This window comes from Desulfoferula mesophila (assembly GCF_037076455.1).
GTDB lineage: Bacteria > Desulfobacterota > Desulfarculia > Desulfarculales > Desulfarculaceae > Desulfoferula > Desulfoferula mesophila.
Genome location: NZ_AP028679.1, coordinates 1564793 through 1588989, shown reverse-complemented (window position 1 = coordinate 1588989; position 24197 = coordinate 1564793). Strand labels below are relative to the sequence as shown.

Here is a 24197-nt window from a genome sequence, read left to right as displayed (position 1 = left end):
CCTATTTTTCGATGTATATGTCCGGCCAACGGTCGTTGGCCTGGTTCTGGGTCAGGCGCAGGGCGCTCTCCCAGGGCGTGCCAACTTGCCACAGGAATATCTCGTAGTCGGCGATGTCGTGCTCATGGCCCTTGGCCGCCGCCCCCCACACCAGCCATTTGCCGTCCGGCGATAGGCGGGGGAAGTACTCGTGGCTGTACTTGCCGGGCAGGTCCATGAGCACCCGGGGCTTCAGGGGTTCCAGGGCCGAGTGCAAAATATGGGTGCCGCCGTTGCCCCCGTTTTCCACCCACAGCACCCGGCGGCTGTCGGGGTACCAGGTAATCTCGCAGCCATCCCCCATCTGGCGCAGCTTGTTCGCGGCCAGGTCGTAGACCACGGTGCCCCGCAGGGCTCCCCGGGCGGTGAAGGCCAGCAGGCGCCGGTCCGGCGACAGCTCCGGGGTCTGGGGCACTCCCTTTACCGGCGGCTGGCCGGCGTCGTAGAGCACCTTCTCCTGGCCGCTGTTCAGGTCCTTGAGCACCACCTGGCCGCCGCGCATGAAGCTGACCTGGTCGTTGCCCACCCATTGGGGGTAGTTGCCGTTCTTGGCCACCTCGGTCTGGTCTCTGGTGGTGAGGTCCATGACCCAGACGTCCCAGGGCAACTCGTCGCGCTCGCTGACCCACAGGCGCTGGCTGCGGGCGAAAACCAGGCGCTGGCCGTCGGGCGAAAAGCGGTTGTAATACTCCACCCGGTCGTTGTGGGTCAGGCGATAGAACTCCATATCCGGCAGGGTGAGCATGTACAGCTCGTGGTTGCCGCTGCGGCTGGAAGACCACACCACCTTGGCCTTGAGCCCCTTGGTGCCCGCGCGCACCGCCTGCTTCTGCTCCTGGCTCAGCCCGCCCACCACCTGGCCCAGCACCAGATCGCCGAAGTGGGAGTAGAGGTAGCGGGGGCCGAAGTGCACCGCGGTGACTATCAGCATCAAAGCCAGCACCCCCAGGATGATCCAGTTTTTGGGCGGCTGCTTCTTAAAGGGGCTCTTCATTTGCGTTCTCTCGCGGCTTGATGAGGCCGAGGGCCACCAGGGCCAGCGCCCCCAGGGTGTAGTCGATGGTCTGGGTGATCAGGTGCAGGCCAAAGGGTATCAGGGCCGCCTGGGTGGAGGCCAGGCCCGCCCCCCGGAGGGTGGCCATCATCACCCCCTCGTAGGCCCCGAAGCCCGCGATGCCGCTCACCGGCAGGCTGGCCGTGGCCTCGGCGGCCAGCAGGGCGAACAGCACCAGGGGGAAGGAGAGGTGAGCCGCCTGCTCCGGCCACTGGGCGGCCAGGCCGCTGACCAAGAGGTACAGGCCCAGATACTTGAGGGCCCGGATGGCCACCGACACCACCAGCACCCGGCCGTACACCCCCCGGCTCTTCACCGTGGCCACGTCCTTGGCCATGGCCGCCAGTTCTTCGGCCGCCCGCCCGGCCCAGGCTTGCAGCTTCCCCGGAAGACGCGGGGCCAGCCAGGCCACCAGGCGAGCCATCAGAGCCAGCACCTTTTCCAACAGGTACAGGGCGGCCAGGGCGATGATGGCCAGCGCCCCCAGCAAGGCCCACAGCAGGGGGGCCGAATCCCCGGCGGCCAGGCCGTGCAGCACGATGGCCAGGAAGAACAGGGGCAGCATGCCGATGAGGTCGAAGATGAAGGAAAAGGCGAAGGAGCTGAAACAGGCGGGCAGGTCCACGGCCAGCTTGCGGTTGAGGAACACGATGTAGGCCAGACTGCCGGAGCGGGCGGGCAGCAGGTCCACGAACAAATTGCTCACAAAGGTGACCGCCACCAGGCCCGCGAAGCGGGGGGGGGCGGCTTGGCTGGAGGCCGCCAACAGCAGGCGGTAGCGCAGCGCCTTGAGCAGCATGGAGCCCAAGAAGCAGGCCATATAGGCCAGCAGGAACACCAGGGGCAGGCCCCTAAACAGGCCCACCCAGTCGTCCAGGGTGGTGGTTTGGGCCAGGTAATACAAGAGCCCGGCGGTGATCGCCCCGGCCAGGAGCATGGTCAGCCAGGCGCCGGCCCGGCGGCGGCGGGAGCGGGGCTGGGGGTTGGCGGGGGTTTCTAGCATAAATTCCAGGCTAGGTGGAGTCTTCCTTGGCGCGCATCTTGATGAGCTTGGCGGGCAGCCCACCCACCACGGCCAGGGCGGGCACATCGGCGGCCACCACCGCCCCGGCGGCGGCAATGGCCCCGGAGCCCACGCTGACCCCGTCCAGCACGTAGACCCCGGCCCCCAACCAGGCGCCCTCCTCCACCTTGATGCCGCCCATGTCCTTGATGCCTTGTTGGCCGATAGGCACGTCCAGGCGGTCGGTGTGGTAGTTGCCGCCCCCGGCCAGGTAGCACAGGGGGCCGATGACCACGTCCGGGCCGATCACCACCGGGTTGTGGGCCACCGAATGCACGATGACCCGGGCCCCCAGGCCGCAACGGGGACCGATCTCGATGTAGCCCTGCTTGGCCGAGAGCATCACCTCGTTGGCCAGGTTCACGTCGTCGCCCACCACCACGGCCCGCTCGGTGTCCGGGCAGCGGCCGTCCAGGATGCAGCCCTCGCTGACCACCACCCGCTGGCCCAGGTGGATGCGCCCCGGATGGCGCAGCACCACCCCGGCGGCGAACATAACCCCTCCGCCGCAGGAGCCGAACAGGCGAGGCCACAACAGCTTGCGCAGAAACAGGCCCAGGGCCCCCCGGCAGTTGGCGAAGAGCATGCACAGCTCAAAGTAGATCAGACGCCCCCAGGAGCGCGACCCCACGATCAGGTCCTGGTAGCGCCTGAGGGCGCTACCCCCGCCGGTGGCCATCTGATGAGTCTTGAGATTGGCCGGCTGGTCCTGGGAGGGATTGGCCATTAAATCCTCTTGGGTGGCAAATGGTTAGCTATAAAGAAAATTATCATGGGGTCATGGAAGCTGTCCAGCCCAGGTGCTTCAAGCGGGTTGGGCTTAAACAAGTAGCTATTTGGTAATTATGCGGCCCTTATGAATAAACCGCCATCTTTAATGGGTGTGTGATTGGTGCACGGCACCGGCACAGCCAGCCGCCGGCAGACAAGGCGACCGGTAAGCGAGGGCCGTAGGCGTAGCCTGATGTCTACGTCGAGGCCCGAGCGCCACCGGCGACGCAGTATGGCGGTGACTGGCGCAGCCGGGGCCTTAGTTCTCGAAGAAGCGGCGATGCCACAGGGCCGCGTTCATCAGGGCCCACAGCACGTGGTTGTGGTTGTGGGTGCCGGCCAGGTGCTGGGCCATGAGGGTGTTCACCGTGGCCGGATTGAGGAACTCGCGCACCAGGGGGCTGGTGGTGAGCAGTTCTTGCATCACCGGCCTGAGTTGGTCGCGCAAGAGGTTCTTCACCGGTAGGGAATAGCCCTGCTTGCCCCGGAAGGCCACCCGGTCGGGCACCAGGCCCCGGATGGCCTGACGCAGGATGTACTTGGTGGTGAAGCCCTTGAGCTTGAACCAGGAGGGCAGGCTGGCGGTAAACTCCACCACCTCGTGGTCCAGGAAGGGTACCCGCACCTCCAGGGAGGTGGACATGGACATCTTGTCCACCTTCATCAAAACGCTGTCGGCCATGGCCAGCTTGAGGTCAAGGTACACCTCGCGGTCCAGGCGGTCGGAGGAGTTGCAGGAGGCCAGCACCGCCCGGATGGGCGCGAAGGGGTCGTCGATGTTGAGCGCCGCCGCGGCCTCGCGGTTGAACAGTTCCCCGGCCAGGGCGGGGGGCAGGAAATACTGCCAGCGCAGATGCTCGCCTTCGCGGGGCAGCACGCAGCCCTCCAAAAAGCGCTTGGCCACGTTGACCGCCCCCTTCTTCTGGGGCTGGTCGGGCAGCAGGGAGGCCAGGCGGTGGAGCAGGGGGGCGCAGCCGGGCAGGCGGTTCAGGTAGCCCGCCGCCTTGGAGGCCTTGAAGCGGTCGTAGCCCGCGAAGATCTCGTCGCCGCCCTCGCCGGAGAGCACCACGGTGACCGTCTCCTTGGCCTTGCGGCAGATGAGCATCAACGGGATGGCCGAGAGGTCGGTCATGGGCTCGTCCAAATGATAGACCGCGCTCTCCAGGTCCTCCATGGTCAGGCCCTCGATCATCAGCACCGTCTGGTCGGTGCCGTAGTGTTGGGCCATGTCGTTGGCATACTCCAGCTCGCTGAAGCTGGGGTCGGGATAGGCGATGGAAAAGCTGCGGATGTGCTCCACCCCCAGCTCGCGCATCAGGGCCACCACGGTGGTGGAGTCCAGGCCGCCGGAGAGGAACACCCCCAGGGGCACGTCGCTCATCAGGCGGCGCTTGACGGCCAGCTTGAGCAGGGCCTGAAGCTCCTCCACCGCCTCCTCGGGGCGGGAGAAGCGGGGGGCGAAGCGCACGTCCCAGTACTGGGTCTCGCTGAACTGGCCGCTGTCCATCTCGAAGATGGCGTAATGGCCCTGGCGCAGCTTTTTCACGCCGTCGAACAGGGTGCGTGGGGCGGGCACGTACTCGTAGCCCAGATATTGGTAGAGCCCCGGCAGGTCCACCCGGCGCTGCAGGCCCTCCCAGCACAGCAGGCCTTTGATCTCGTTGCTGAAGATCAGCTTGCCCCCGGCGTGGTGATAGTAGAGAGGCTTGATGCCCAGACGGTCGCGGCCCAGCATTATGCGGCGGCGTTTCTCGTCCAACACCGCGAAGCAGAACATGCCGGTGATGCGCTCGATGACCCCCGGTCCCCACTGCTCATAACCGTGCAGCACCACCTCGGAGTCGCTGTCGGAGCGGAACACGTGCCCCGCGGCCACCAGCTCCTTGCGCAGGTCCAGGTAGTTGTAGATCTCGCCGTTGACCACGATGCGCACGTCGCCGTGCTCGTTGACCATGGGTTGGCGACCCCGCTCGGAGAGGTCGATGATGGACAGGCGGGTGTGCCCCAGGCTGGCCCCACCGCCCACGTAGTCGCCATGGGCGTCGGGCCCCCGGTGTACCAAGCGCTCGTTCATGGCCTGGATAAGGCCTTGGTCTTCCCAGCTGAATCCGTTGATGCCGCACATAACCGCCCTCGCTGTCCGCCGAAGGTTGCTCTCCCCGGCGTGAGATTTGGCTAAGCCTAATGAAACCTGGCGGTTTGTGCAACAGCCATGACGGGAGCCGAACGCGGACTTGTCACCCCTGTCCAGACCCGGTGTGCGGGTCTGGACAGGGGGCGGGCAAGCTATCTAGTAGATGGGCACCAGGGCAAAGCCCTTTTGCTGGTAGGCGATCAGGGAAATCCAGCCGTTGGGCACCTGGGTTATCTCCGGCAGGATGGTGGGCAACTTCACGTTGAACACCTTGGCCGCGAACACGCACAACTCCAGCTTGATGCCGTCGGCGGCCATGGCTTTCACCTCCTGGGCCAACTGGTCCAGCACCTTGGCCTCGGCCGGGGAAAATCCCTGGCGGGCGGTGGACACCAACTTAACCGCGGGGCCGATGAAAATCACCACAAAGTGGCGGCCGGGATCGGTCTGGGTGACCGCCTTGTCCTTGTACATGGCGTGCACCAGCTTCAGGGCCCCCAGCATCGCCCCCGGGCTTTTGCCCCGCACGTCGATCACCGCGTTCATGGATTTGACGCCCTGCAGGGCCGGGTATCCCTGGACCGGGGCCGCCTGGGCCAGGCCGGCCATGGCCAGGGCAAAAGCCATAAGCACTACCACCGCGAAATGTTTCCTTTTGGGCATGACATCTCCTTAGGTTGTGAGAAAAGGTTGGGCGCGGCGCTTCGGGCTGGGCGCCCTGCCTCGGGGCAAGCCGGCCGCGCGGCCGGGTTCTCCACCTGGGGGCCATCATCTTGGGGTATCGGCCCGCCGCCGGGCGCGAGGCCCAGACGGCGACTGCAATTCCTATCCCTACAATCAGATTAACTACTGGCCGGAGGCGAAACAAGGCGGTCCCGGCCCGCGTTGACGCCCAGGGGGTCGGGTGATAACGTGGCTCAGGAGATTTCCCTGGAGGCCGCCCCGTTTGAAAAAGTCCGCCAAAACCTGGTTGCGCCTGGGCATCAGCGCCGGCCTGTTGCTGGTGTTGCTGCTGTTTTTCGTGGACCTGGGCCAGGCCTGGCGGGCGGTGGCCGGGGCCAGCTGGGAATACCTGCTCTTGCTGCTGGTGGCCATGACCCTGGACCGCTGCCTGATGAGCTACAAGTGGCGGCTGCTGTTGGTGAGCCAGGGCTACCAGGCGGGGCACGGCGAGGCGCTCAAGGCCTATTACCTGGCCACCTTCGCGGGTTGCTTCTTGCCCAGCACCCTGGGGGCCGACGCGGTGCGGGTGGGCCTGTTCGCCCGGCCGGAGCGCCCCAGCCAGGCGGTGGCGGCCAGCATCTTCCTGGAGCGGGCCCTGGGTTTCGTGGCCGCCGCCCTGGCCGCCGTGGTGGGCCTGGTGCTCTTGGCGGGCATCAGCACCGAGCTGCCCGCCGGCTTTTTCTACCTGTCCTTCGGCCTGCTGGCCGTGGCCACCCTGGCGGTGGTTCTTAGCTTTTCCGCCTGGGCCGAGCGCCTGCACGGCCAGGCCGAGCGCCGCTGGCGCGAGCGCAGCCGCCTGCTGGCCTGGGTTTTGGATTTCGTCAAGGCCTACCACCAATACCGCCGCCAGCGGGGGGTGCTGCTGTGGTTCCTGTTCCTGTCGTTCATCGAACAAGGCGCGCCGGTAATCTTCAACTGGCTCATCGCCCGGGCCCTGCATTTGGACCTCACCCTGCTGGAGTCGGCGGCGGTGACCCCGGTGGTGTTCTTCCTGGCCCGCCTGCCGGTGAGCTTTTCCAGCTTCGGGGTGTTGGAGGGCCTTTACGTGGCCTTTTTCCGCCTGGTGGGCGTCGGGGCCACCTCGGCTTTCCTGATCGGCTTTTTGCTAAACCTGGCCTCCATGGTCAGCGCCCTGCCCGCTATCCCCATGTACCTGAGGGGCGGCATAAGCCGCTCCGCCAAACCGCCGCAACCGCCTTCCCCATCGCGCTGAGGCCCGCCCGGGCCAGGAGCCAAATCCCCCTTGCGCACCCCGCTCCCTGCTTACACCCGGCGCTATGGCTGCTATACTTTGGTCAATCCTTTTTTCCAGTTTTTGCGGAGTGTCTCCACGATGAACTACGTCAGAGCCCTTTGGACCGCCATCTTGATCCTGGCCTGGGCCGCTCCGGCCGCGGCGGGATGGCTTATTCTGGAAAAGTCCGAGGGCGAACTCAGTAGTCTGTATTATCAGAACAACCAGGTGCGCGACGAAAGCGGTGAATCCATCACCATCATGGACCTGGTCAAGGGCCACCTAATCCTGGTGAACACCGAGGCCAAGACCTATTGGACCGGCCCGGTTTCCGACATGCTCAAGATGCGCGACCAGGCCATGCGCATGATGCAGGACCAGTTGAAAGAGATGCCCCCCGAACAGCGGGCCCAGGCGGAGAAGGCCATGCAGGAAGCCATGGGCCCACCCAACGCCCCCGCCCCCAAGGTGACGGTCAAAAACACCGGGCAAAGCAGGGTCATCAACGGCCTGCAAGCGCACAAATACGAGATTTGGGTGGACGGCCAACTTCTGGAGGAGCAATGGCTGGCCCCGGCCATCGACCTGACCAAGGAATTGGACACCAAGAAGATGCAAAAAATGATGTCCGTTTTCGCCCAAGCCAGCGGAGAAAACTCCTACGAGTCCGACCCGGCGGTGCAGGAGTTGTGGAGCAAGGGCTACCCGGTCAGGACGGTCCAACACCTGAACGGGGAAACCCTGGTGCGCGAGGTGGTGCTGGCCCACAAAGAGACCCTGTCCGACTCCCTGTTCGCGGTTCCCGAGGGCTATCAACGGGTGAAGTTGATGGAGATGTTCCACTAGCGCGGCCCAGCCGCCCGCCCAACGCTCCCCACCCTGGCGGCGCAATATCCCCTTGAGTAGTAGCGAACAATCGTGCTACAGAAATTGGCAGGAATAAACGGGGCCTTATATTGAAGAGGCTCCCTCGGGGCCGACCCACCCCGTCCCCCCAACCCGCACCTGATCCGCCGGGGCCTTTGGCCCGCAAGGCGGTCTTAGGGGAGCCCAAGTAGCTTGCACCCGCCCTCCCTGCAGCCCACGCCCCAGCGGCATGGCCACCCCCACTGGCTTATCACCCTTCTGGTGATCTTGGCGGTCCTGGTGTTGCTTTGGCCCACCTGGCAGGGCCGCGAGTTGCGGCGCCTGGCCGCCCAGCACCGCCTGGATATGGGCTGGCGGCCCGACTATCGCCTGCTGCCCCGCCTGGGCCTGGCCCATCACCAAAGCGTGGCCACCGGCGGCGAACTTTCCCGGCAGCAGCGCGACCAGTTGTGGCGGGAGATGGAGGCCTTTAGGGGCAGCTACCCGGTGTTCTTCTGGCTGGAGCTGGCCTGGCTGGAGGCCCGGGCCGGGGACGACGCCCGCGCCCGCCAGGCCCTGCAACGGGCCCGGGACGACAACCCCCGCCTGTTCAAGGACATGACCCGCGCCCGCCTGTGGGATCCCTGGCGAGAGCGCTACGGGTTGCCCCAACGATGAGCTTCCTGGGCTTCAAACTGGGCGTCCTGCGCCGGCCCCTGGTGTGGCTGGCGGGCCTGGCCTGGGGCCTCCTGGCCGCCAGCCGCTGGGCGGTGGTCATGGCCGCCCAGGAAGGCGGCCAAAGCGCGGTAATCTGGCGCTGGCCCCTGTGGTGGATGCCCCTGACCCTGGGCCTGGCGGCGTGGCTGGCCCAGACCCTGGCCGCCGCTTGGCAACACGGCTGGCTGTCCCGCCAGGGGCTGGAGGAGCCCCGGGCCGCCCGTTTGGCCGCCCTGGCCTGGCTGCCTTCCCTGGCCTTGGTGCTGGTGCCCCTGGCCGAGCTTCTGCCGCCCCTGTACGGGGGCAGCCTGGCCCCGCTGGCCCTGTCCCGGGAGGCCTGGCCCTTGGTCGCCCTGGCCGCGGCCGGAGCGGTGCTCATCCAGACCCGCCTGGCCGCCCCGGAGCTGTTGAACAAGCCGGACCCCCATCGCCGCTACTGGCTCTCCCCGGTGGTGTTCATCCTGGCCCTGGTGCTGTTCGCCGGGGTGGGGGCGCGGCTGACCCAGGTGAGCAACCAAGTGGGCAAGTTCATGGGCGGCGACGAGCCCCAATACCTGTTCAACACCCACTCCCTGGCCGTGGACCATGACCTGGACCTGTCCGAGGAGATATTCCTGCGGGAAAACTCCTACTACCTGGACCCGGCCAAGGTCATCGGCGGGCACGGCGGCTGGACCGCCGACGGCCGCTGGATATCCAAGCACCGGCCCGGCCTGCCCGCGCTCATGGCCCCCTTCTACGCCTGGGGGCTCTACCTGGGCCAGGGGCCGCGCAAGACCGCCACCGTGTGCCTGTGGCTGCTGGCCGCCTGGATGGTCACCGAGGTGTTCTGGCTGGGGCGGCTGTTCACCAAACGCGACGGCCCGTCCCTGTTGGGCGCGGCCGGGGCGGCCCTGGCCCTGCCGGGGCTCATCTACTCCAACCTGGCCTTCCCCGAGATCGCCGCCGCCGCCTTCGCGGTGAGTTCCTTCCGCCTGCTGCGCGCGGCCGAACCGGGGCGCTGGGGCCTTTTGTTCGTGGCCGGCCTGCTCGCCGCCTATCTGCCCTGGTTCCACGAGCGCTTCGCGGTGCTCTCGGTGGTGCTGGGCCTCTACTTCCTGGCCCGGGGCCACTGGCGCTCCATCAAGGGACTCATCGCCTTTGCCCTGCCCTGCCTGGGTTCGGCCTGGCTCTTGTATACCTACTTCATGTGGCTCTACGGCCATCCCTTCCCCGGCCAGGAGATCCACGCCCAGGGCCACTACCTGAACCCGCGCGGCTTCTGGGAGGGCCTCAGCGGCATCTGGGTGGACGCCGGGGAAGGCATGCTCACCTACGGGGCCGTGTGGCTGGCCGGCGCGGCGGGGCTGCTGTGGCTGCTGCGGCGGCGACTGTCCGACGGCTTCTGGTGCCTGGCCATGGCCGGGGCTGTCTACGTGGTGGCCGGGCTGTTCGCCGACTGGTTCGGGGGCATCAACCCGCCCTCGCGCTATCTGGTGGCCGCGGTGCCTTTCCTGGCCGTGGGCCTGGCCGCCGGGGCCCATTGGGGCCCACCCCGCTTCCTGCTGTTCGTGGCGGTGTTGGGCGCGGCCAGCCTGGCCGCCTCCTTCTGGGTGATGCACTACCCCTCGGCGGTGTACGGCCACAAGGTGGTGTTGGGCAGCGGCCTGCAGTTCCCGCTCATCGACAACCTGCTGCCCGCTTTCATCTTCAACGACCAGGCCCCCCAGGTTAACGCCCAGTTGGCCATCATCTGGATGCTGGTGGCCTTCGCGGCCCTGGTGGCCATGAACCTGGGCAACCAGAATTTCGGCCCCGGCCGCTCCCTGGCGGGGATGGTGCTGGCCCTGGTCATGGTGGCCGGGGCCGGGGTGGCCGCCGACCACATCGGCGCCGGGGTGCTCACCTACGGCAACCCGGCCCAGCGGGTGGTGCTGTGGAACCGCCTATCCGACCTGCCCCCCGGCGGCAGGACCTGGCGACTTGGCGACCCGGACGTGCGGCCCAAGGCCCTCATGGAGCTGCCCCTGCCCCCGGCCCGCTATCAGCACGGCCCGGTCAATACCGCCCCGGACGACCCCCAGGCCCTGGACATCCCCGCCGGAATAAAGCCGGGCCTGTACGTGTGGGGCCAATACCTGGCCCTGCCGCCGGGGCGCTACCGGGCCACGGCCGTGCTGCGCAGCCCCTATGCCGGGCCGGAGCAGGCGGGCTGGATCGACCTGAGCGAAAACAAGGGCCAGCGCACCCTGCTGACCCGCAAGTTCAGCGGTGAGCAGCTTGGCGGGCCCGTGAGCCTGGAGTTCGCGCTCAAGCGCTGGGCCACCAACCTGGAGTTCCGGGTGGGCACCACCGGCCTGGCCCCCCTGCGGGTCCAGACCATGAACATCACCCGGCTGGAGCCATGAGCATAGGGCCTAAGGAACAACCAACGCGCCGAACCTGGCCCGCCGGGCTGGGCGTGCTGGCGCTCATGCTGTTGCTCACCCTGGCCCACACCTGGCCCCTGGCGGCCCATTGGAACCAGGCCATACCCTACGTGTACCATCCCTCGCCGGGCTGGGAACTGGTGCCCGAGATGCCCGGCGACCACTTGCAGTTCTACTACTGGTCCTGGCTGTTCACCGACAACCTCACCGGGCCCAGCAGCTTCCCCAGCAACCCTTACGAGTTCAACACCTTCCTGCATCCCCAGGGCATCGCCCTGTACGCCAACTTCCCCTTCAGCCTGCTCTACCTGGCCCTCAAGCCCCTGGGCGCGCTGAGCGCCTACAACGCGGTGGTGCTCGTCACCTACCTTCTGGCCGGGTTGGCCGCCTATGCCCTGGCCCGGCGGCTGCTGGGCTCGGCCCTGGCCGCCCTGCCCGTGGCCCTGATCTACGCCCTGCTGCCTTTTAGGGCTTCCCAAGCCCTGTCCGGCCACCTCTACGGCTTCATCGCCTTTATGCTGCCCGCCACCCTGTGGTGTTTGGAAAAGGGCTGGGAGCGTAGATCGGCCTGGTGGGGGGCCCTGGGCGGCCTGTTGCTGTTGGCCGTGGGCCTCATGGAAGGCCACCTGCTGTTCTACACCACCTTGCTCCTGGGCCTGTACGTGCCCCTGCGCCTGCTCACCCTGGGCGCACCGGGTGAGTCGGCAGACGAGGAACAAGGCACCAAGGCGACCCCGGCCCTGTGGGTAATCGGGGCGGGCCTGGCCCTGGGCCTTAGCCTGCACCTGGCCGCCGGGCGGGGCGAGGCGACCCTGGGGGGCGGCTTGGCCCTGGCCGTCAGCCTGGGCCTGGGCCTGGTGCTGGCCCTCTGCCTGTGGCTGGTGTCGGCCGAATTGGCCCTTCGTCTGACCACCCTGGGCCGGGAGGGGACGCGCCGCGTCTTGGCCCATGGGCTGGCCCCTCTGCTGCTAAGCCCCTTGTACGCGGTGCAGTACTGGCTGGACGTGCCCCATCTGGGCAAGCTGCTCCTGGCCGCCCTGTTGCTCGGGGGGGCCTGGCTGGCCCTGCCCTCCTTGTGGCGAGCCCGGCGCCGGCCCGACCTGCCTAGCGGCACCTGGCCGCCGCTGATCGCCCTGGGCGTGGGCTGGGGCCTGGGCGCGGCGGCCATGATGGTGCAAAAGGCTCGGGTGCTGGACGCGAGCATCGCCAGCCAGGGGCGCAGCCTGGGCGAGGTCAAGCTCTTCGCGCCCCGACTGGCCGATCTGTTTTGCATCAGTCCGTCCCACTCGGAGCAGGTGGTGTATCTGGGCCTGGTCACCCTGATCCTGGCCGGGGCGGGGCTGCTGCTGTTGGCCCTGGGCCGCCGGGAGCAAGGCACCCGCGCCCCGGTGGCCCTGTGGGCGGGCCTGGGCGGCCTGGCCGCCCTGCTGTGCCTGGGGCCCAACCTGCCCCAACTGCCGCTCTACGCCTGGCTCTATGATCACCTGCCCTTTTTCAACTACCCTCGGGTGCCGGGACGCCTGGTCATTTTCGCGGTGCTGTTTTTGGGCCTGCTGGGCGGCTGGACCCTAAAGGAGTTGGCCAGGGCCTGGGGCGGCGGCCGCCTGGTGGCCCTAGGGTTGGCCCTGGCGGTGAGCCTGGGGGTGGCCTGGGACTTTTGGCCCGCCCGCGATCCGGGCCTGTGCCTGATGCCCCCGCCCGGCCCCCTGGCCCAAGGGGTGCGGGACAAGCTGCCCACCGGGCCGCTCGCCCCGGAGCGCCTGCTGGGTCTGCCCATCTGGCCGGGGGATTCCCACCAGTCCTCGGTGTACGAGCTATTGATCTCCCAGACCAGGGCGGTGATGGTCAACGGCTATTCCCCCCAGGTGCCCCGGGCCTACGTGGAGCAAGTTTTCTGGCCCCTGTACTCCCTGGACTTCGGCCTGGTGACTCCGGCGGCCTGGGACACCCTTCGGCGGCTCAAGGTGGGCCTGGTGGCCTTTTACGAGGACGAGGAGGTCTACACACGCAAGGTCTGCCCCTTCCCGCCGGAGCTGGCCCGGCGGCGGCTGCTGGCCGGAGGGCGCTTTAGAAGCGAGCTGCAGGCGGGCAACGTGTGGCTGCTGCGGCCCCAGGAACAAGCCCTGGACAATGCGCGGGCTCTGACCCAGGTGTCGCCGGTGACCAGCCTGTGGGAGGCGGAATGGCTGCGCGCCGACACCGGGCGCCTGAGCGAGGAGGGGGACGCCTCGGGCTGGGGCTTGCTGTTCGCCGAGCCCCAGGAACTGGGGGGCAAGCTAGGACCGCGCCTGCCCCGGCCGGGGGGCAGCGCCCGCCAGGCTCGGGCCGGGGTGGACCAGGCGGGCTGGCTGAGCATGGGGCCGGGGCGGCCCTACCCGCCGGGAAGCTACGTGGCCCGCTTTCGCCTACGGCGCGGCCTGGACGGCAAAGTCCCCGGGCGGGTGGAGGTGCGCGACGCGGCCACGGGGCGGGTGCTGGCCTCGGTTGAGCTGACCCCCGAGCGGCTGCCGCCGGACGAGAGCTGGCACGACGTGGCCCTGCCCTTCAGCATCGAGGGCGTCACCCCCCTGGATCTGCGCACCTGGTTCAACGGGGACAGCGATCTGGGCCTGGACGTGGTGCTGATCAATTTCGCGGGCCAGGAGAGGCCCCAGCCTTTTTACCCGGCCAGCCGCCTGTGGCGCCAGACCGGCGAGCTGGTGGCCGACCCCGCGGCCCCCAGCGGCCTGGCGGTGCGGGCCCGTGCCGGCTGGACCCCGCCCCTGTACCTGATGCACGGCCCCCAGCAGACCTACCCGCCGGGGCGCTACGAGGCCCGCTTCCTTTTGGCCGCCGAGGGCGCTCTCCCGCCCCAGGCCCCCATGGCCAGCCTGGTGGTGTCCACGGACCTGGGGCGGCGCCTCCTGGGCCTGGCCCGGGTGCGCGGCCGCGACCTGGGCGCGGGCTATCGCTGGATAACGGTGCCCTTCGAGCTTAAGCGGAGCTGCGAGCTGGGCCTGAGGGTGCGCTACGAACAGGGAGGGACTCTGCGGGTAGCTGGAGTTTCCGTCACTTCTTTGGACTAGCCTCGGGCGCGGCGATCTCGATCTTGGCCAACTCCAGGTGGCGGCGTCCCATATCCTCGCCCTCGATCACCCGCAGGGCTTCGCTGGCCACCGCCGGATCCCACAGGCCCACCGTTAGGGTATAGGTTCCCGGCTTGACGCCAGGGGGTATGTTCAGGCTTAGATCCTCGCGCACCACCTGACCGGCCCGCAGGGAGGTCATGAGGCGGTTGCCCCGGTCCAGGCGGTGGTCGAAGTTGAGCACCCCGCCCGGCCCCTCCAGGTGCACGAAGATGGTGTAGTCCACCGGCACGGCCTGCCAGGCCCGCCAGTACAGGTTCACCTCCAGCTTACCGCCGGGCCTCACTTTGTTTTTGGGCAGGTCGTAGCCCAACAGGCTCATGCCGTCCTCGAAGCGGCTCACCCTCTTGAGCGATGGCCGCAGGTGGGCCATGCTCGTTTCCACCCTTTCAAGGGCGCCTTGTTGGCGCAGGTCCTTGTACAGGGCGGCCACCCTGGCCAAATGATCGGGGAAGGCGTGGTAGGCCTCCTCGGCCAGACTGGTTACCTGGGCGGCCTGCTCCAGCTGGCCGAGTTCCAGCAGGGAGCGGGCCAGGGGCAGGTAGGCGGCCCGATAGGTGGGAAAAAGCTTCAACAGGGACTGGAAGGCCTTGACCGCCTCCTGGTGCTGCCCCGCCCCCAGGGCCACCAAGCCCCGGGCGTCGTAGTACCAAAGCAGGATGCGGCGCATGTGGCCCTGAATATCGGCCCCCACCCGCAGGCCCTGCAGGCTCAGACCCGCGCCCTGGGCCAGGTGCAGGCGCAATTCCAGGCGGTTGCCGTCTTGGCCCAGGCGGAAGGGCATTTCCAGGCCGCCCTCCTCCAGGCTTTGGGCGGTTATCTCCTCTTGGGCCACCAAACGGCTGCCCTGGGGCTCCACGGCCCTCAGTTCCGCCCGCCCCAGGACGCGCTCCGGGTCGTCCTGGTTCTGGCCGCGCAGCTTAACCACGACCTTCCACTGGCCCTGGGGCCATGGGGCCTTCAGCCACAGGTTGAGCATCAACCCATCGCTTGAGGGATCGCGGCGCAGGCTGCCGGTGAAACCCCTGCCCTGCAGGCTCACCGGGCGTTCGTCGCCCAGGTAGAGCGCGCCCAATATCTCGTAGTCCAAGGAAGTGGCCCGCTCCAACAGATCCAGGTCATATCCGGTGAGTTGGGCCAATCTCTCGCGCCAGGCCCGGTCCTTCACCTCCTTGGCCAAGGAAAGGTAGCGGGCGGGGGATATGAAATCCAACTGGTACAGGGCCGCGGAGGCCTCCTTGAGCTTGTTTTGCCGGGCCAGGGCCCCGGCCAGCATACTCAAGGCCTCGAAGCCTTCCTGTTTTTGCGCCGCCAGCTCCAGCCACTTTTGCGCCTGGCCCCAGCGCCCGGCCTCCATTTCCAGTTTGCCCAGCAACAAGGGGTCGGAAAGCAGGCGAGCCCACAAAACCCCCTTATTGCCCAGCGTCAGCTTGACCGGATACAGGCCCGTCACCATGGGCGGCCAACCCCGCACCCCCAGGGCCATATCCATTTGCTGGCCGGGGTAGAGGGTAAGGTGGCGGTGGTGCCAGGGGCCCTGGGTCAGGTGGGCCTGGAGCAGCTCGCCCCCCAGGTTGCGCAGGCGCAGGGCCACCGGCGGGGGCCCTCCCTGGGGGCGCAACACCCGCACCACCTTGCCGTCCGACGGAGTCAACATGGCCCCGTCATCGCGGCTGTAGGGCGTGCCGGTCTGATAGATCAGCCCATAGGAGCGGCCGGCTCCCACCGGCGGGCGGTCCAGGGCCAGCGGCTCGCGCACCCGGGCCCGGGAGACGGGGGCGTATACCGCCAGGGTGGGGTTGAGCATCTCCAGGGAAACCGGGCCCAGCCCCCATAGGCCGCGGGACCAGGCGCCTTTGAGGTCGAAGCGCTGCAAGGGTTGGCGAGTGGCCAGGTACTCGGCCAGGCGGTCTCCGCCCTGTTCGTCGGCGGCCCGGTTGGCCTCCAGCACCAGATAGGCGTCGTCCGTCTCCTGACCGGGCTGCCACGAACGCGCACCGGGAAAAATATCCAAGGGAGCGCCGGGGCCCGCCAGAACCGCTGCGCCGGGAGGCAGGTTGCTCTCCAGCCAGAACCGCGCCGCGGCCACCGTGCCTTCCTGCCAGAACATGTAGCTCACCCCGGACGAGCGCCAGGCGCCGCCCAGGGCGATGGCGGCGAGCAACACCCCCACCGCGGCCACCTGCCAGGCAAAGGAGGGCAGGCGGCGACAGAGAAGCACCAGGGGCCACACCGCGATGACCAGGGCCAGGGGCAGCCACAGGGCCAGCCAACCCTGGCCGCTGGTGCCGGGCCAGGAGATGGCCAAAAGGCAGGGCAGCACCGGGCTCAGGGCCACCACCAGGCGGCGTCCCTGCCGCTTTTTGATTAGCACCAACACCGCCACCAGCCACAGCACGGCGATCTCCAGGCTCTCCCAACCCAGCAGCACCCTGCTTTGGCCCAGCAGCCGTTCCTGGATCAAAGAGCCCCAGTCGCCCCAGGCCGGCCACAGCACCCCCAGGCTTTCCATGCCCCAGGGGGCGCCGTTTTCCTGGGGCCACCACAGGGCCGGGGCGCCCAAGGCCAGCCCCACGAGCAAACCGCCCGCCAGGCACAGCAACCAAAGCCCCCGGCGGCGCGAGGCCGGGCGTTTTACTTCGGGCCCGGCGGCCCAGCAGGCGGCCAGTCCCAGGGGCCAGAGGAGCAGGCCCAGGGCCGAAGTGGCGGCGGCCAGGCCCAGGACCAGGCCCAAGGAGGCCATGATCCCCTTACGGGGATCGTCCATGGCCCGCCAGGCCAACAAGGCCGCCAGCAGGCCCAAAAAGCCCAGGGGAGTTTCCAGGGAAAGGTAATGGCTCTGGGCCACCAGCAGGGGGCTGACCGCCACCACCGCGGCGGCCAACAGGCCGGCGGCCACGCTGTCGAAACAGCGGCGGCCCAGCAGATAGGCAAGTGGAATCTGCCCGGCCCCCAGCAGGGCGACGCACAGGCGGCCGGCCAGGCGCGCGTCCAGGGACCATTCCCCCACAAAGCGGACCTGGCCCGTCAACAGGGCCAGGCCGTCGGCGATAAGGGAAACGGCGCCCTGAAACAGGGCGGCCAGGGAGAAAAAGGCCTGGGTGATGAGTCCGGGGTAGACCGGCGAGGACCAGCTCAGCTCATCGATAACCCGCCAGCCCCATTGCTCGGGAGCGCTGCCCCCCAGAACGGGGCATTCCCAATCCAGGCCCCACAGGCGCAGCCCCAGGCCCAGCAGCAAAAAAGCGGCCAGGACCAGGCGCCGGGGAGGTATGTGACGTCCCAAGGTCATGGGGCATTGTGCGGCGCGGGCGCCGCCCCGGTCAAGCGGCGGACGCTGTTAAAACTGGCTTTCCATGGCCCCATACGAGCAGGCGGCGATGCAGGACTCGCACATGATGCAATGGGAGGGCTCGAATATGATCTCCCGGCTCACCGGCTCTATGGTCAGGGCGTCGGTGGGGCACATCGCGGTGCAGGCGGTGCACTGCACGCATTTGTCGCTGTAATGGCGCATCTCCTGGACCATGGGGTCCACCTGCACGCCCTGCTCCTCCAGGTACTCCAGGCCGGCCTTGATGTCCTTGGCCGAGCCCTTGAGCTCCATGACGATGCGGCCCCTTTCCCGGGGAACCACCCGAGCCCGCAGGATGTTCACTTGCAGGTCGAACTTGCGGATCAAATCGTACGTGACCGGCTGCTGGGTGAGCCGGGGGGGAAAGCTTAGAACCAGTTTTTTCTTGACCATGGCCCTGTTCCTTTCTCGCGGTGGTGTTGCTACAGGCCTGGGGCCAACTCGGCCCCGGGGAGGGCGGCCGAGGGCCGGGTGAGCAAGAAGGTGCCCTGGGCGATGCGCTCCTTGAGCAGCAAGGCCACCTCGCGGCCCCGGGCCCGGCTGGCCAGTCCGCCGGTGGGCAACTTCTTGCCGTCCACCTCGACCGACCCGCTCATGAGCTGGGCCATGGAGACCCTGCCCAGGGCTCCGGGCCGGCCCAGGGGATAGGCCTCGGAATAATCCACCACGGGGAAGGTGATGTCCTGGTCGGTCACCGCCGCGTAGGCGATGACTTCCTCGTCCACCACCGGCAGGGGAATGCCTAGGCCCACGGACAGGGAGGATCCGTAGCCGGCGATGGAGGCGGCCCGCAGGTAACGCTCTTTCATGCCCTTGAGGTCGCCGATCACCGCCAGGGTGGCCGAGGGGGTCAGGGGCAGGCCCTTTTCATCGCGCTCCGGCTCGGCCACGTGCTGGGTCCCCGGCCAGACCACGTACCCCTCGCCCCCGCCCAAGAAGATGCGGGTGCCTATGCCCAGGGTGCGCAGCTTGGGGTCGTTGAGTAGGGGGCTCAAGGCCCCGCAGGTGGCAAAGTTGGCGTTGCCCAGGCGCGGCTTGAGCACGCCCATGTAGGTGTAGATGGTGCGCTCGCTCAGGTTCACCGCCACGTTGTAGAGCTGGTAGGCGTTGCGGGGGTCGAACAGCACCGCGTTGTTCATGTCTTCCAGGCCCAACTCGGCGTCGTATTCCTTGCGCGGGTAGCAGTCGGTGCCATAGGTGCGCACCTGCACCCGGACCTTCTCCCCGGACACCAGCTTTTGGATAACGTGGGCCCCGCCGAACTTGAACAGGCCGGGGTAGACCGCGTTGCGCGGGTCTTCGTCGGTCATGGCCGAGCAACCCAACAAGATGTCGGCGGCGGCCCAGCCGGCGTAGGCGGCAACCCCGTCCACGGTGACCCTGCCGCCCCCGCACTTTATCTTGGGCGTGGACTGCTTTATGTTGAAGTAGATCCCCGAGGAGCACATGGGCCCAAAGGTGCCGGTGGTAACCACGTCAACCATTCGGGCGGTCTTCTTGACCCCCTGTTCCTTCACCATGTCCACGACCTCTTCGGCCGTGACCACCACTACCTTGCCCGACTTTATCTTGTCGTTGATCTCCTCGAGGCTTCTCATCGCTGTCTCCTTATGTTTAGCCTGCTGCCACAGCCTCTGCCGCCTGGCAGGTCCGATCCTTTTCCTTTTGCCGCCGAACCATCTCGGCCAGGGAAATGTTGGAAAGGAAGTCCACCAGCAACTGTCCCATGTCGCCCCACACCATGTGCACGGTGCAGCCGCCCACGCGATCGCAATAATTGGCGTCCTGCACGCACTCCACCGGGGCCAGGGGCCCTTCCAGGCTGCGGACGATATCATACAGGGAGATGCTCTCCGGGTCGCTGGAAAGCAGATAGCCGCCGCGCGCGCCGCGCACGCTCTTTACCAGGCCCGCGCCCTTGAGGGGGATTAGCAACTGCTCAAGGTACTTGGCCGAGATTTCCTGGCGCGCGGCCAGATCCCGCAGGGGCACCGGGCCCTTGCCCGAGTTGATGGCCAGTTCCAACATGGCCCGTACTCCGTAGCGTCCTCTTGTGGAAAGTTTCATGTTGTACCTATCCTTACTGATTGTATGGCTTTGTCAATCCAAGCCGAGCCCACGATTGTACGGGCCCGGTAAAAAACCGCCAACTGACCCGGAGCCACCGCCCCTTGTTCCTGGGCGAAACTGGCTCGCAAGCCCTGTCCATTAAGCTCCACCCGGCACTCGACGCCGGGGTGGGAATAACGGTACCGCACCGTTAAAACTTCATCTTCGCGGGGAGGCCGATGCCAGAGGGGTTGCACGGCTTCCAATCCAAGAGTAGCCAGTTCCGTCCTGGGGCCCACCCTTACCGCGGCGCGCTCGCCGTCCAGGCCGGTCACGTACACCGGCTGGCCCATGGCCAGTCCCAGCCCCCGCCTCTGGCCCACGGTGAAGCGGTGCAGCCCCTGGTGCCGCCCCAGCTCCCGGCCTCCGGCGTCTTCCAACACCCCGGGCCGAATCGCGCCCCGCTGGGCCATGAACTCGTCCCACCCGCCGGGGGGCAGGAAACAGCAGTCCTGGCTCTCGGGCCTCTGGGCGGCCGCCAGACCATGCTGGGCGGCCAGGCGGCGGACCTGCTCCTTGCGCATCTCCCCCAGGGGAAAGACCAGGCGCGCCAAGAGCTTGGGCTCCACCTGCGCCAAAAAATAGGCCTGGCTTTTGCCCCGGTCCTCGGCCTCGGCCAGGCGCGGCCCTCCCGGAGTCGTTTCCAGCCGGGCGTAGTGGCCGGTGGCCAGGGCCTCGCAGTCCATCTCCCGCGCCGTTTCCCAGAGCAGGGGCAGCTTCACCCGGGCGTTGCACAGGGCGCAGGGATTGGGGGTCAACCCCGCGGCATAGGCCGCCGCCACCGGGCCCAAGACCCGCTGCTCAAAGGGACCGGCAGCCTCAACTACCCGATGCTCCAGGCCAATTTGGCTTGCCGCCTCGGCCCCGGCGCTCCAGGCCCGGTCAGGCCCGGCGCCCAAGCGCAGGCTGAGCCCCACCACCTGGTGCCCGGCCTGCTTTAAAACAAGCGCGGCCAATGAGGAGTCCACGCCTCCGCTCATGGCCACTGCTAGCTTCGCCAATTTTCTTTCCCCCTGTCGTCAAATTCATAGAGCGCGCATGGTCTTTAGGGAGAATTAAGAATATATCCGTGGGGGATAAACCTGTCAACGCTAATTCCTTGATAAAACCTATGAAATAATACCATTAGCGGCGGGCTACGAAATATTTATTCGTAACATCGCGTAGTTATTGGCTTATGCTAAAGATTTGCCCAGATAAACATTGGCAGGATTTAGTGCTTCAGGGCGCGGGCCATTTCCCTCTCTTGTTCACGTTTTTTAATGCTGGCTCGCTTGTCGTGCTTTTTCTTGCCCCTGGCCAGGGCCAGTTCCACCTTGGCCTTGCCCCGCTTGAAATACAGGGCCGTGGGGATGAGGCTGTAGCCCTGTTCGGCCAACTTTGCCCCCAGGCGGCTAAGCTCCCGCTTGTGCAACAACAGCTTGCGCTGACGGGTGGGCTCATGATTGTCGTAATAGGCAAAGGGATAGGGCTGGATCTGGCAGCCCACCAGCCAGGCCTCCCCGTTGCTGATCTTGGCGTAGGCCTCGCCCAGGCTGGCCTTGCCCATGCGCAGAGATTTCACCTCGGTGCCCGTAAGCACCAGGCCCGCCTCGAAGCGGTCGCTCAGCTCGTAATCGAAACGAGCCTTTTTGTTGCGGGCCACTATCTTGATGTTGCCGCTTTCCATGGTGCTCCGGTGGCCCTAGCCCATGTCTTTGGGCAGGGGGGTGCGCGGGGTCAAAACCTCGGGGAAGTGCTTGCCCAGCTGGGCGTCCATGAAGCGGCTCACCTCGGCGGCGGTGGCATAGCCCAGGGCCTGGTCGGCCAGGCCGGCCCATTCCCCGGCCGAGGCCAGGCGCAGCACCTGCTTCACCCGGGGGATGGCCAGGGGGTTCATGGACAGCGAATCCAGGCCCAGGCCCAAAAGCAGGGGCGCCTCGTTGGCGTCGCCGGCCATCTCGCCGCACATGCCCACGGGTATGCCCGCGCCGTGGGCCGCGTCCACCACCTGGCGCACCATCCGGAGCACCGCCGGGTGCAGGGGCTGGTACAGATGGGCCACGTATTCGTTGACCCGGTCGATGGCCAGGGCGTATTGGATCAGGTCGTTGGTGCCGATGGAGAAAAAGTCGGCGTGCTGGGCCAAAAGGTCGGCCACGGCCACCGCCGAGGGCACCTCGATCATGATGCCCACCTTGAGATCCGGGTCAAAGGGCGTCCCCTCGGCGGCCAGCTCCGCTTTGACCTCCTCCAGCATCTGGCGGGCCTGCAACAGCTCGCCCACCCCGGAGATGAGCGGGAACATCACCCGCACCTGGCCGTACACCGAGGCCCGCAGAATGGCCCGGAGCTGGGTGCGGAACAGCGAAGGCTCCTTGAGGCAGTAGCGGATGGCCCTAAGGCCCAGGGCCGGGTTGATCTCCGGGGCCAACTCCAGGGAGCTGGCGAACTTGTCGCCCCCGATGTCCAGGGTGCGGATGTTCACCGGCCGCCCTTCCAGACGCTGGGCCACGGTCACGAAGCTGGCCAGCAGCTCCTCCTCGGTGGGCAGGGCCTTTTGGCTCACGTAGAGGAACTCGGTGCGGAACAGGCCCACCGCCTCGGCCCCATAGGTGAGCGCGGTGCTCACCTCCTCGGCCAGCTCGATGTTAGCCCCCACCTCCAGGCGGCGGCCGTCCATGGTGGCCGCCGGCAGGTGGGCCTGGGCCAGGATCTCCTGGGCGTAGATCTCGTAGGCTTCCTGCTTGTCCCGGTAATCGTGCAGGGTTTCCTCGTCGGGATGCACGATTATGGTGCCGTTGGAGCCGTCGACGATGACGAAGTCGCCGCTGGCCACCTCGGCGCTGACCCGCTCCAGACCGACCACGGCCGGTATGGCCTTGGCCTGGGCCATGATGGCCGTGTGGCTGGTGGGGCCGCCCATGTCGGTGACAAAGCCCATGATCCAGCCCAGGTCCATCTGGGTGGTCTCGGCCGGGCTCAGGTCGTGGGCCACCACCACCACCTTTTCGCGGATGGTCGACAGCTCGATGCCGTTGTGACCCGCTAGGTGCCGGAGCACCTGCCCGGCCACGTATTCCACGTCCGAGGCCCGAGAGCGGATGTAATTGTCCTTGACCTTGTCGAAGATGGCCTTGGCTTCGGCCTCGGCCAGTCCCAGGGCCCACTCGGCGTTGATGAGCTGGGAGCGGATCAACTCTTCCGAGCGGTGGGAGATCATCTTGTCGCCCAGGATGCCCAAATGGGCCTCTATGATGTAGGCGTAGTCGGCCAGATCCGGGCCCAACTCTTCCTTGGCCGCGTTGAGCTCGCTACGAGCCGCCTCCACCGCCCGGCGGAAGCGCTCCACCTCGCCCTCCACCTGGTCCTCGGCCAGGGGGCGGTAGGGCACCTGCACGGGGCTGCGGCTGACCACCAGGGCCCGCCCTATGGCGATGCCGGGGCTGGCCCCCACGCCGTGCATGATTTTTTCGGCGCTGAAACTCAACGACCCTCTCCAAACAACCCGGCGAAAAGCTTATCCAGAGCGTCCAGGGCCTCCCGGGCCTGGGGACCTTCCGCCCTGGCCACTACCTGGCTTCCCCTGGGGGCGTCCAGCCCCAGGATGGAGAGCACGCTGGAGGCGTCGGCCTCCACCTCCCCTTTGTGCAAAGTCACTTGGCAAGCGAAGCGGCTGACCGCCTCGGTGATCTTGGCCGCCGCACGGGCGTGCAGTCCCAGGCTGTTGGCCACCAGGAGCCGACGTTCCTGGGGTTCTTCTGCGCTGCTGTCTCCTTGGATCACTGCCTCGTCCCCGTATTGCTTCGCCTGCTCCCGGCTTTCCAGGATGATCTGATAAACCTCTTCGCGCCCCAGGCCCGTGGTCCCGGCCACCTGCCTGGCCAGGGCGCTGGGCTTGAGCTCCCCGGCTTCCAGGCCCTCGTCCACCAGGCGTTGCACTTCGTCCAGGTCCGGACCTTGGGCCGGGCCCGGTCCGATCACCAGGGTCACCTCGCCCCGCAGCTTGTCGGGATCCAGGCGCCCGGCCAACTCGGCGCAGCTGGAGCGCAAAATCTCTTCGTGCAGCTTGGTCAGCTCCCGGCAAACCACCACCGGGCGTTCGCCCAAGACCTCGCCCAAATCCTCAGCCGCCTGGGCCAGCCGGTGAGGAGCCTCGTAGGCCACCAGGCTCCAGCCCAGGGTCCCGGCCTGTTCCAGAAGCTTCCGGCGCGCCCCCGGCTTGGCCGGCAGGAACCCCAGGAACACGAAGGGCGCCTGCTTGATCCCGGCCACGGACAGAGCCGTGGCCAGGGCGCTGGGACCGGCCACCGGGCTTATACGGTATCCCAGTTTAGCGACTTCTTCCACCACCGCCTGGCCGGGATCGCTGAGCCCCGGCGTGCCGGCGTCGCTGATCAGGGCCACGTCCTTGCCCTCACCCAGGGCCTCCAGGACCTTGCCCGCGGCCTGGCGGCGGTTGGCCTCCCGGCAGGAGATGAGCCACTTGCCGCCCAGGCCCAGATGGGCCAAAAGCTTTTTGGCCCGGGCCAGACTCTCGGCGGCCACCACCGGCGATTCGGCCAATACCCTGGCCGCCCGGGGGCTCATATCCTCCAGGTTGCCGATGGGCGTCGCCACCACGAACAGCGTGGCCATCA

18 protein-coding genes are annotated in these 24197 nt (G+C 67.4%); 5 read left to right on the top strand and 13 right to left on the bottom strand.

Features of this window, described 5'->3' with window-relative positions; genetic code table 11:
- Window position 1 precedes the first annotated feature (1 nt).
- The 5 genes from AACH32_RS07005 to AACH32_RS06985 all read right to left on the bottom strand — a co-directional run bounded on the left by AACH32_RS07005 (window position 2) and on the right by AACH32_RS06985 (window position 5724).
- Entirely contained in the window at window positions 2-1033 is a 1032-nt protein-coding gene (locus tag AACH32_RS07005) for a TolB family protein (protein WP_338606070.1), read from the bottom strand.
- A complete protein-coding gene (locus AACH32_RS07000) occupies window positions 1017-2096 on the bottom strand; it encodes a lysylphosphatidylglycerol synthase domain-containing protein (RefSeq protein ID WP_338606069.1) in 1080 nt (359 codons plus the stop codon). Before AACH32_RS07000 ends, AACH32_RS07005 begins: the two co-directional genes overlap by 17 nt.
- A 10-nt stretch (window positions 2097-2106) precedes the next feature.
- Window positions 2107-2883 carry a hypothetical protein gene (locus tag AACH32_RS06995; RefSeq protein ID WP_338606068.1) on the bottom strand — a complete coding sequence of 259 codons (777 nt, stop codon included), beginning with the start codon at window positions 2881-2883 and terminating at the stop codon, window positions 2107-2109.
- Window positions 2884-3186: 303 nt separating this feature from the next.
- The gene (gene asnB / locus AACH32_RS06990; protein WP_338606067.1) at window positions 3187-5052 is read right to left on the bottom strand and encodes an asparagine synthase (glutamine-hydrolyzing); all 1866 of its coding nucleotides are present in this window, start codon (window positions 5050-5052) and stop codon (window positions 3187-3189) included.
- A gap of 165 nt (window positions 5053-5217) precedes the next feature.
- Window positions 5218-5724, bottom strand: a complete 507-nt coding sequence (locus AACH32_RS06985; RefSeq protein ID WP_338606066.1) for a DsrE family protein — start codon at window positions 5722-5724, stop codon at window positions 5218-5220.
- 283 nt (window positions 5725-6007) lie between these two features.
- On the opposite strand from AACH32_RS06985, the gene AACH32_RS06980 reads away from it, so the two are divergent.
- The 5 genes from AACH32_RS06980 to AACH32_RS06960 all read left to right on the top strand — a co-directional run bounded on the left by AACH32_RS06980 (window position 6008) and on the right by AACH32_RS06960 (window position 14054).
- On the top strand, window positions 6008-6997 hold the full coding sequence (locus AACH32_RS06980; protein ID WP_338606065.1) for a lysylphosphatidylglycerol synthase transmembrane domain-containing protein: 990 nt from the start codon (window positions 6008-6010) through the stop codon (window positions 6995-6997).
- Window positions 6998-7117: 120 nt separating this feature from the next.
- Window positions 7118-7864 (top strand): DUF4412 domain-containing protein, encoded by a 747-nt coding sequence (locus AACH32_RS06975; RefSeq protein ID WP_338606064.1) that lies wholly within the window; start codon window positions 7118-7120, stop codon window positions 7862-7864.
- Between the two features lie 213 nt (window positions 7865-8077).
- Window positions 8078-8542 carry a hypothetical protein gene (locus tag AACH32_RS06970; protein ID WP_338606063.1) on the top strand — a complete coding sequence of 155 codons (465 nt, stop codon included), beginning with the start codon at window positions 8078-8080 and terminating at the stop codon, window positions 8540-8542.
- Window positions 8539-10968, top strand: a complete 2430-nt coding sequence (locus tag AACH32_RS06965) for a hypothetical protein (protein ID WP_338606062.1) — start codon at window positions 8539-8541, stop codon at window positions 10966-10968. The genes AACH32_RS06970 and AACH32_RS06965 overlap by 4 nt, the downstream gene beginning before the upstream one ends.
- A complete protein-coding gene (locus AACH32_RS06960) occupies window positions 10965-14054 on the top strand; it encodes a hypothetical protein (RefSeq protein WP_338606061.1) in 3090 nt (1029 codons plus the stop codon). Before AACH32_RS06965 ends, AACH32_RS06960 begins: the two co-directional genes overlap by 4 nt.
- On the opposite strand, the gene AACH32_RS06955 is transcribed toward AACH32_RS06960, so the two are convergent.
- The 8 genes from AACH32_RS06955 to rsmI form a co-directional block, all read right to left on the bottom strand.
- Window positions 14038-17406: a tetratricopeptide repeat protein gene (locus AACH32_RS06955; RefSeq protein WP_338606060.1), complete on the bottom strand. Its 3369-nt coding sequence runs from the start codon at window positions 17404-17406 to the stop codon at window positions 14038-14040. The genes AACH32_RS06960 and AACH32_RS06955 overlap by 17 nt on opposite strands.
- A gap of 48 nt (window positions 17407-17454) precedes the next feature.
- Complete coding sequence (locus tag AACH32_RS06950) at window positions 17455-17862, bottom strand: NIL domain-containing protein (RefSeq protein WP_338606059.1); 408 nt, start codon at window positions 17860-17862, stop codon at window positions 17455-17457.
- 29 nt (window positions 17863-17891) lie between these two features.
- Window positions 17892-19067: a homocysteine biosynthesis protein gene (locus AACH32_RS06945; RefSeq protein ID WP_338606058.1), complete on the bottom strand. Its 1176-nt coding sequence runs from the start codon at window positions 19065-19067 to the stop codon at window positions 17892-17894.
- A 16-nt stretch (window positions 19068-19083) separates the two neighbouring features.
- Window positions 19084-19536, bottom strand: a complete 453-nt coding sequence (locus AACH32_RS06940; RefSeq protein WP_338606057.1) for an RrF2 family transcriptional regulator — start codon at window positions 19534-19536, stop codon at window positions 19084-19086.
- Window positions 19533-20579 carry a tRNA 2-thiouridine(34) synthase MnmA gene (gene mnmA, locus AACH32_RS06935; RefSeq protein WP_338606056.1) on the bottom strand — a complete coding sequence of 349 codons (1047 nt, stop codon included), beginning with the start codon at window positions 20577-20579 and terminating at the stop codon, window positions 19533-19535. The genes AACH32_RS06940 and mnmA overlap by 4 nt, the downstream gene beginning before the upstream one ends.
- A gap of 212 nt (window positions 20580-20791) precedes the next feature.
- The gene (gene smpB, locus AACH32_RS06930; protein ID WP_338606055.1) at window positions 20792-21247 is read right to left on the bottom strand and encodes an SsrA-binding protein SmpB; all 456 of its coding nucleotides are present in this window, start codon (window positions 21245-21247) and stop codon (window positions 20792-20794) included.
- 15 nt (window positions 21248-21262) lie between these two features.
- Complete coding sequence (gene ptsP / locus AACH32_RS06925; RefSeq protein WP_338606054.1) at window positions 21263-23047, bottom strand: phosphoenolpyruvate--protein phosphotransferase; 1785 nt, start codon at window positions 23045-23047, stop codon at window positions 21263-21265.
- Window positions 23044-24195, bottom strand: a complete 1152-nt coding sequence (rsmI, locus tag AACH32_RS06920; RefSeq protein WP_338606053.1) for a 16S rRNA (cytidine(1402)-2'-O)-methyltransferase — start codon at window positions 24193-24195, stop codon at window positions 23044-23046. Before rsmI ends, ptsP begins: the two co-directional genes overlap by 4 nt.
- Window positions 24196-24197 lie beyond the last annotated feature (2 nt).

What these genes read in the sequence shown, in the direction of transcription:
- AACH32_RS06950 (WP_338606059.1), bottom strand. Translation starts at nt 17,862, where the DNA reads ATGGTCAAGAAAAAACTGGTTCTAAGCTTTCCCCCCCGGCTCACCCAG.
- AACH32_RS07000 (WP_338606069.1), bottom strand. Translation starts at nt 2,096, where the DNA reads ATGCTAGAAACCCCCGCCAACCCCCAGCCCCGCTCCCGCCGCCGCCGG.
- AACH32_RS06995 (WP_338606068.1), bottom strand. Translation starts at nt 2,883, where the DNA reads ATGGCCAATCCCTCCCAGGACCAGCCGGCCAATCTCAAGACTCATCAG.
- AACH32_RS06955 (WP_338606060.1), bottom strand. Translation starts at nt 17,406, where the DNA reads ATGACCTTGGGACGTCACATACCTCCCCGGCGCCTGGTCCTGGCCGCT.
- AACH32_RS06960 (WP_338606061.1), top strand. Translation starts at nt 10,965, where the DNA reads ATGAGCATAGGGCCTAAGGAACAACCAACGCGCCGAACCTGGCCCGCC.
- AACH32_RS06985 (WP_338606066.1), bottom strand. Translation starts at nt 5,724, where the DNA reads ATGCCCAAAAGGAAACATTTCGCGGTGGTAGTGCTTATGGCTTTTGCC.
- asnB (WP_338606067.1), bottom strand. Translation starts at nt 5,052, where the DNA reads ATGTGCGGCATCAACGGATTCAGCTGGGAAGACCAAGGCCTTATCCAG.
- AACH32_RS06975 (WP_338606064.1), top strand. Translation starts at nt 7,118, where the DNA reads ATGAACTACGTCAGAGCCCTTTGGACCGCCATCTTGATCCTGGCCTGG.
- AACH32_RS07005 (WP_338606070.1), bottom strand. Translation starts at nt 1,033, where the DNA reads ATGAAGAGCCCCTTTAAGAAGCAGCCGCCCAAAAACTGGATCATCCTG.
- AACH32_RS06945 (WP_338606058.1), bottom strand. Translation starts at nt 19,067, where the DNA reads ATGAGAAGCCTCGAGGAGATCAACGACAAGATAAAGTCGGGCAAGGTA.
- smpB (WP_338606055.1), bottom strand. Translation starts at nt 21,247, where the DNA reads ATGGAAAGCGGCAACATCAAGATAGTGGCCCGCAACAAAAAGGCTCGT.
- rsmI (WP_338606053.1), bottom strand. Translation starts at nt 24,195, where the DNA reads ATGGCCACGCTGTTCGTGGTGGCGACGCCCATCGGCAACCTGGAGGAT.
- AACH32_RS06940 (WP_338606057.1), bottom strand. Translation starts at nt 19,536, where the DNA reads ATGAAACTTTCCACAAGAGGACGCTACGGAGTACGGGCCATGTTGGAA.
- AACH32_RS06965 (WP_338606062.1), top strand. Translation starts at nt 8,539, where the DNA reads ATGAGCTTCCTGGGCTTCAAACTGGGCGTCCTGCGCCGGCCCCTGGTG.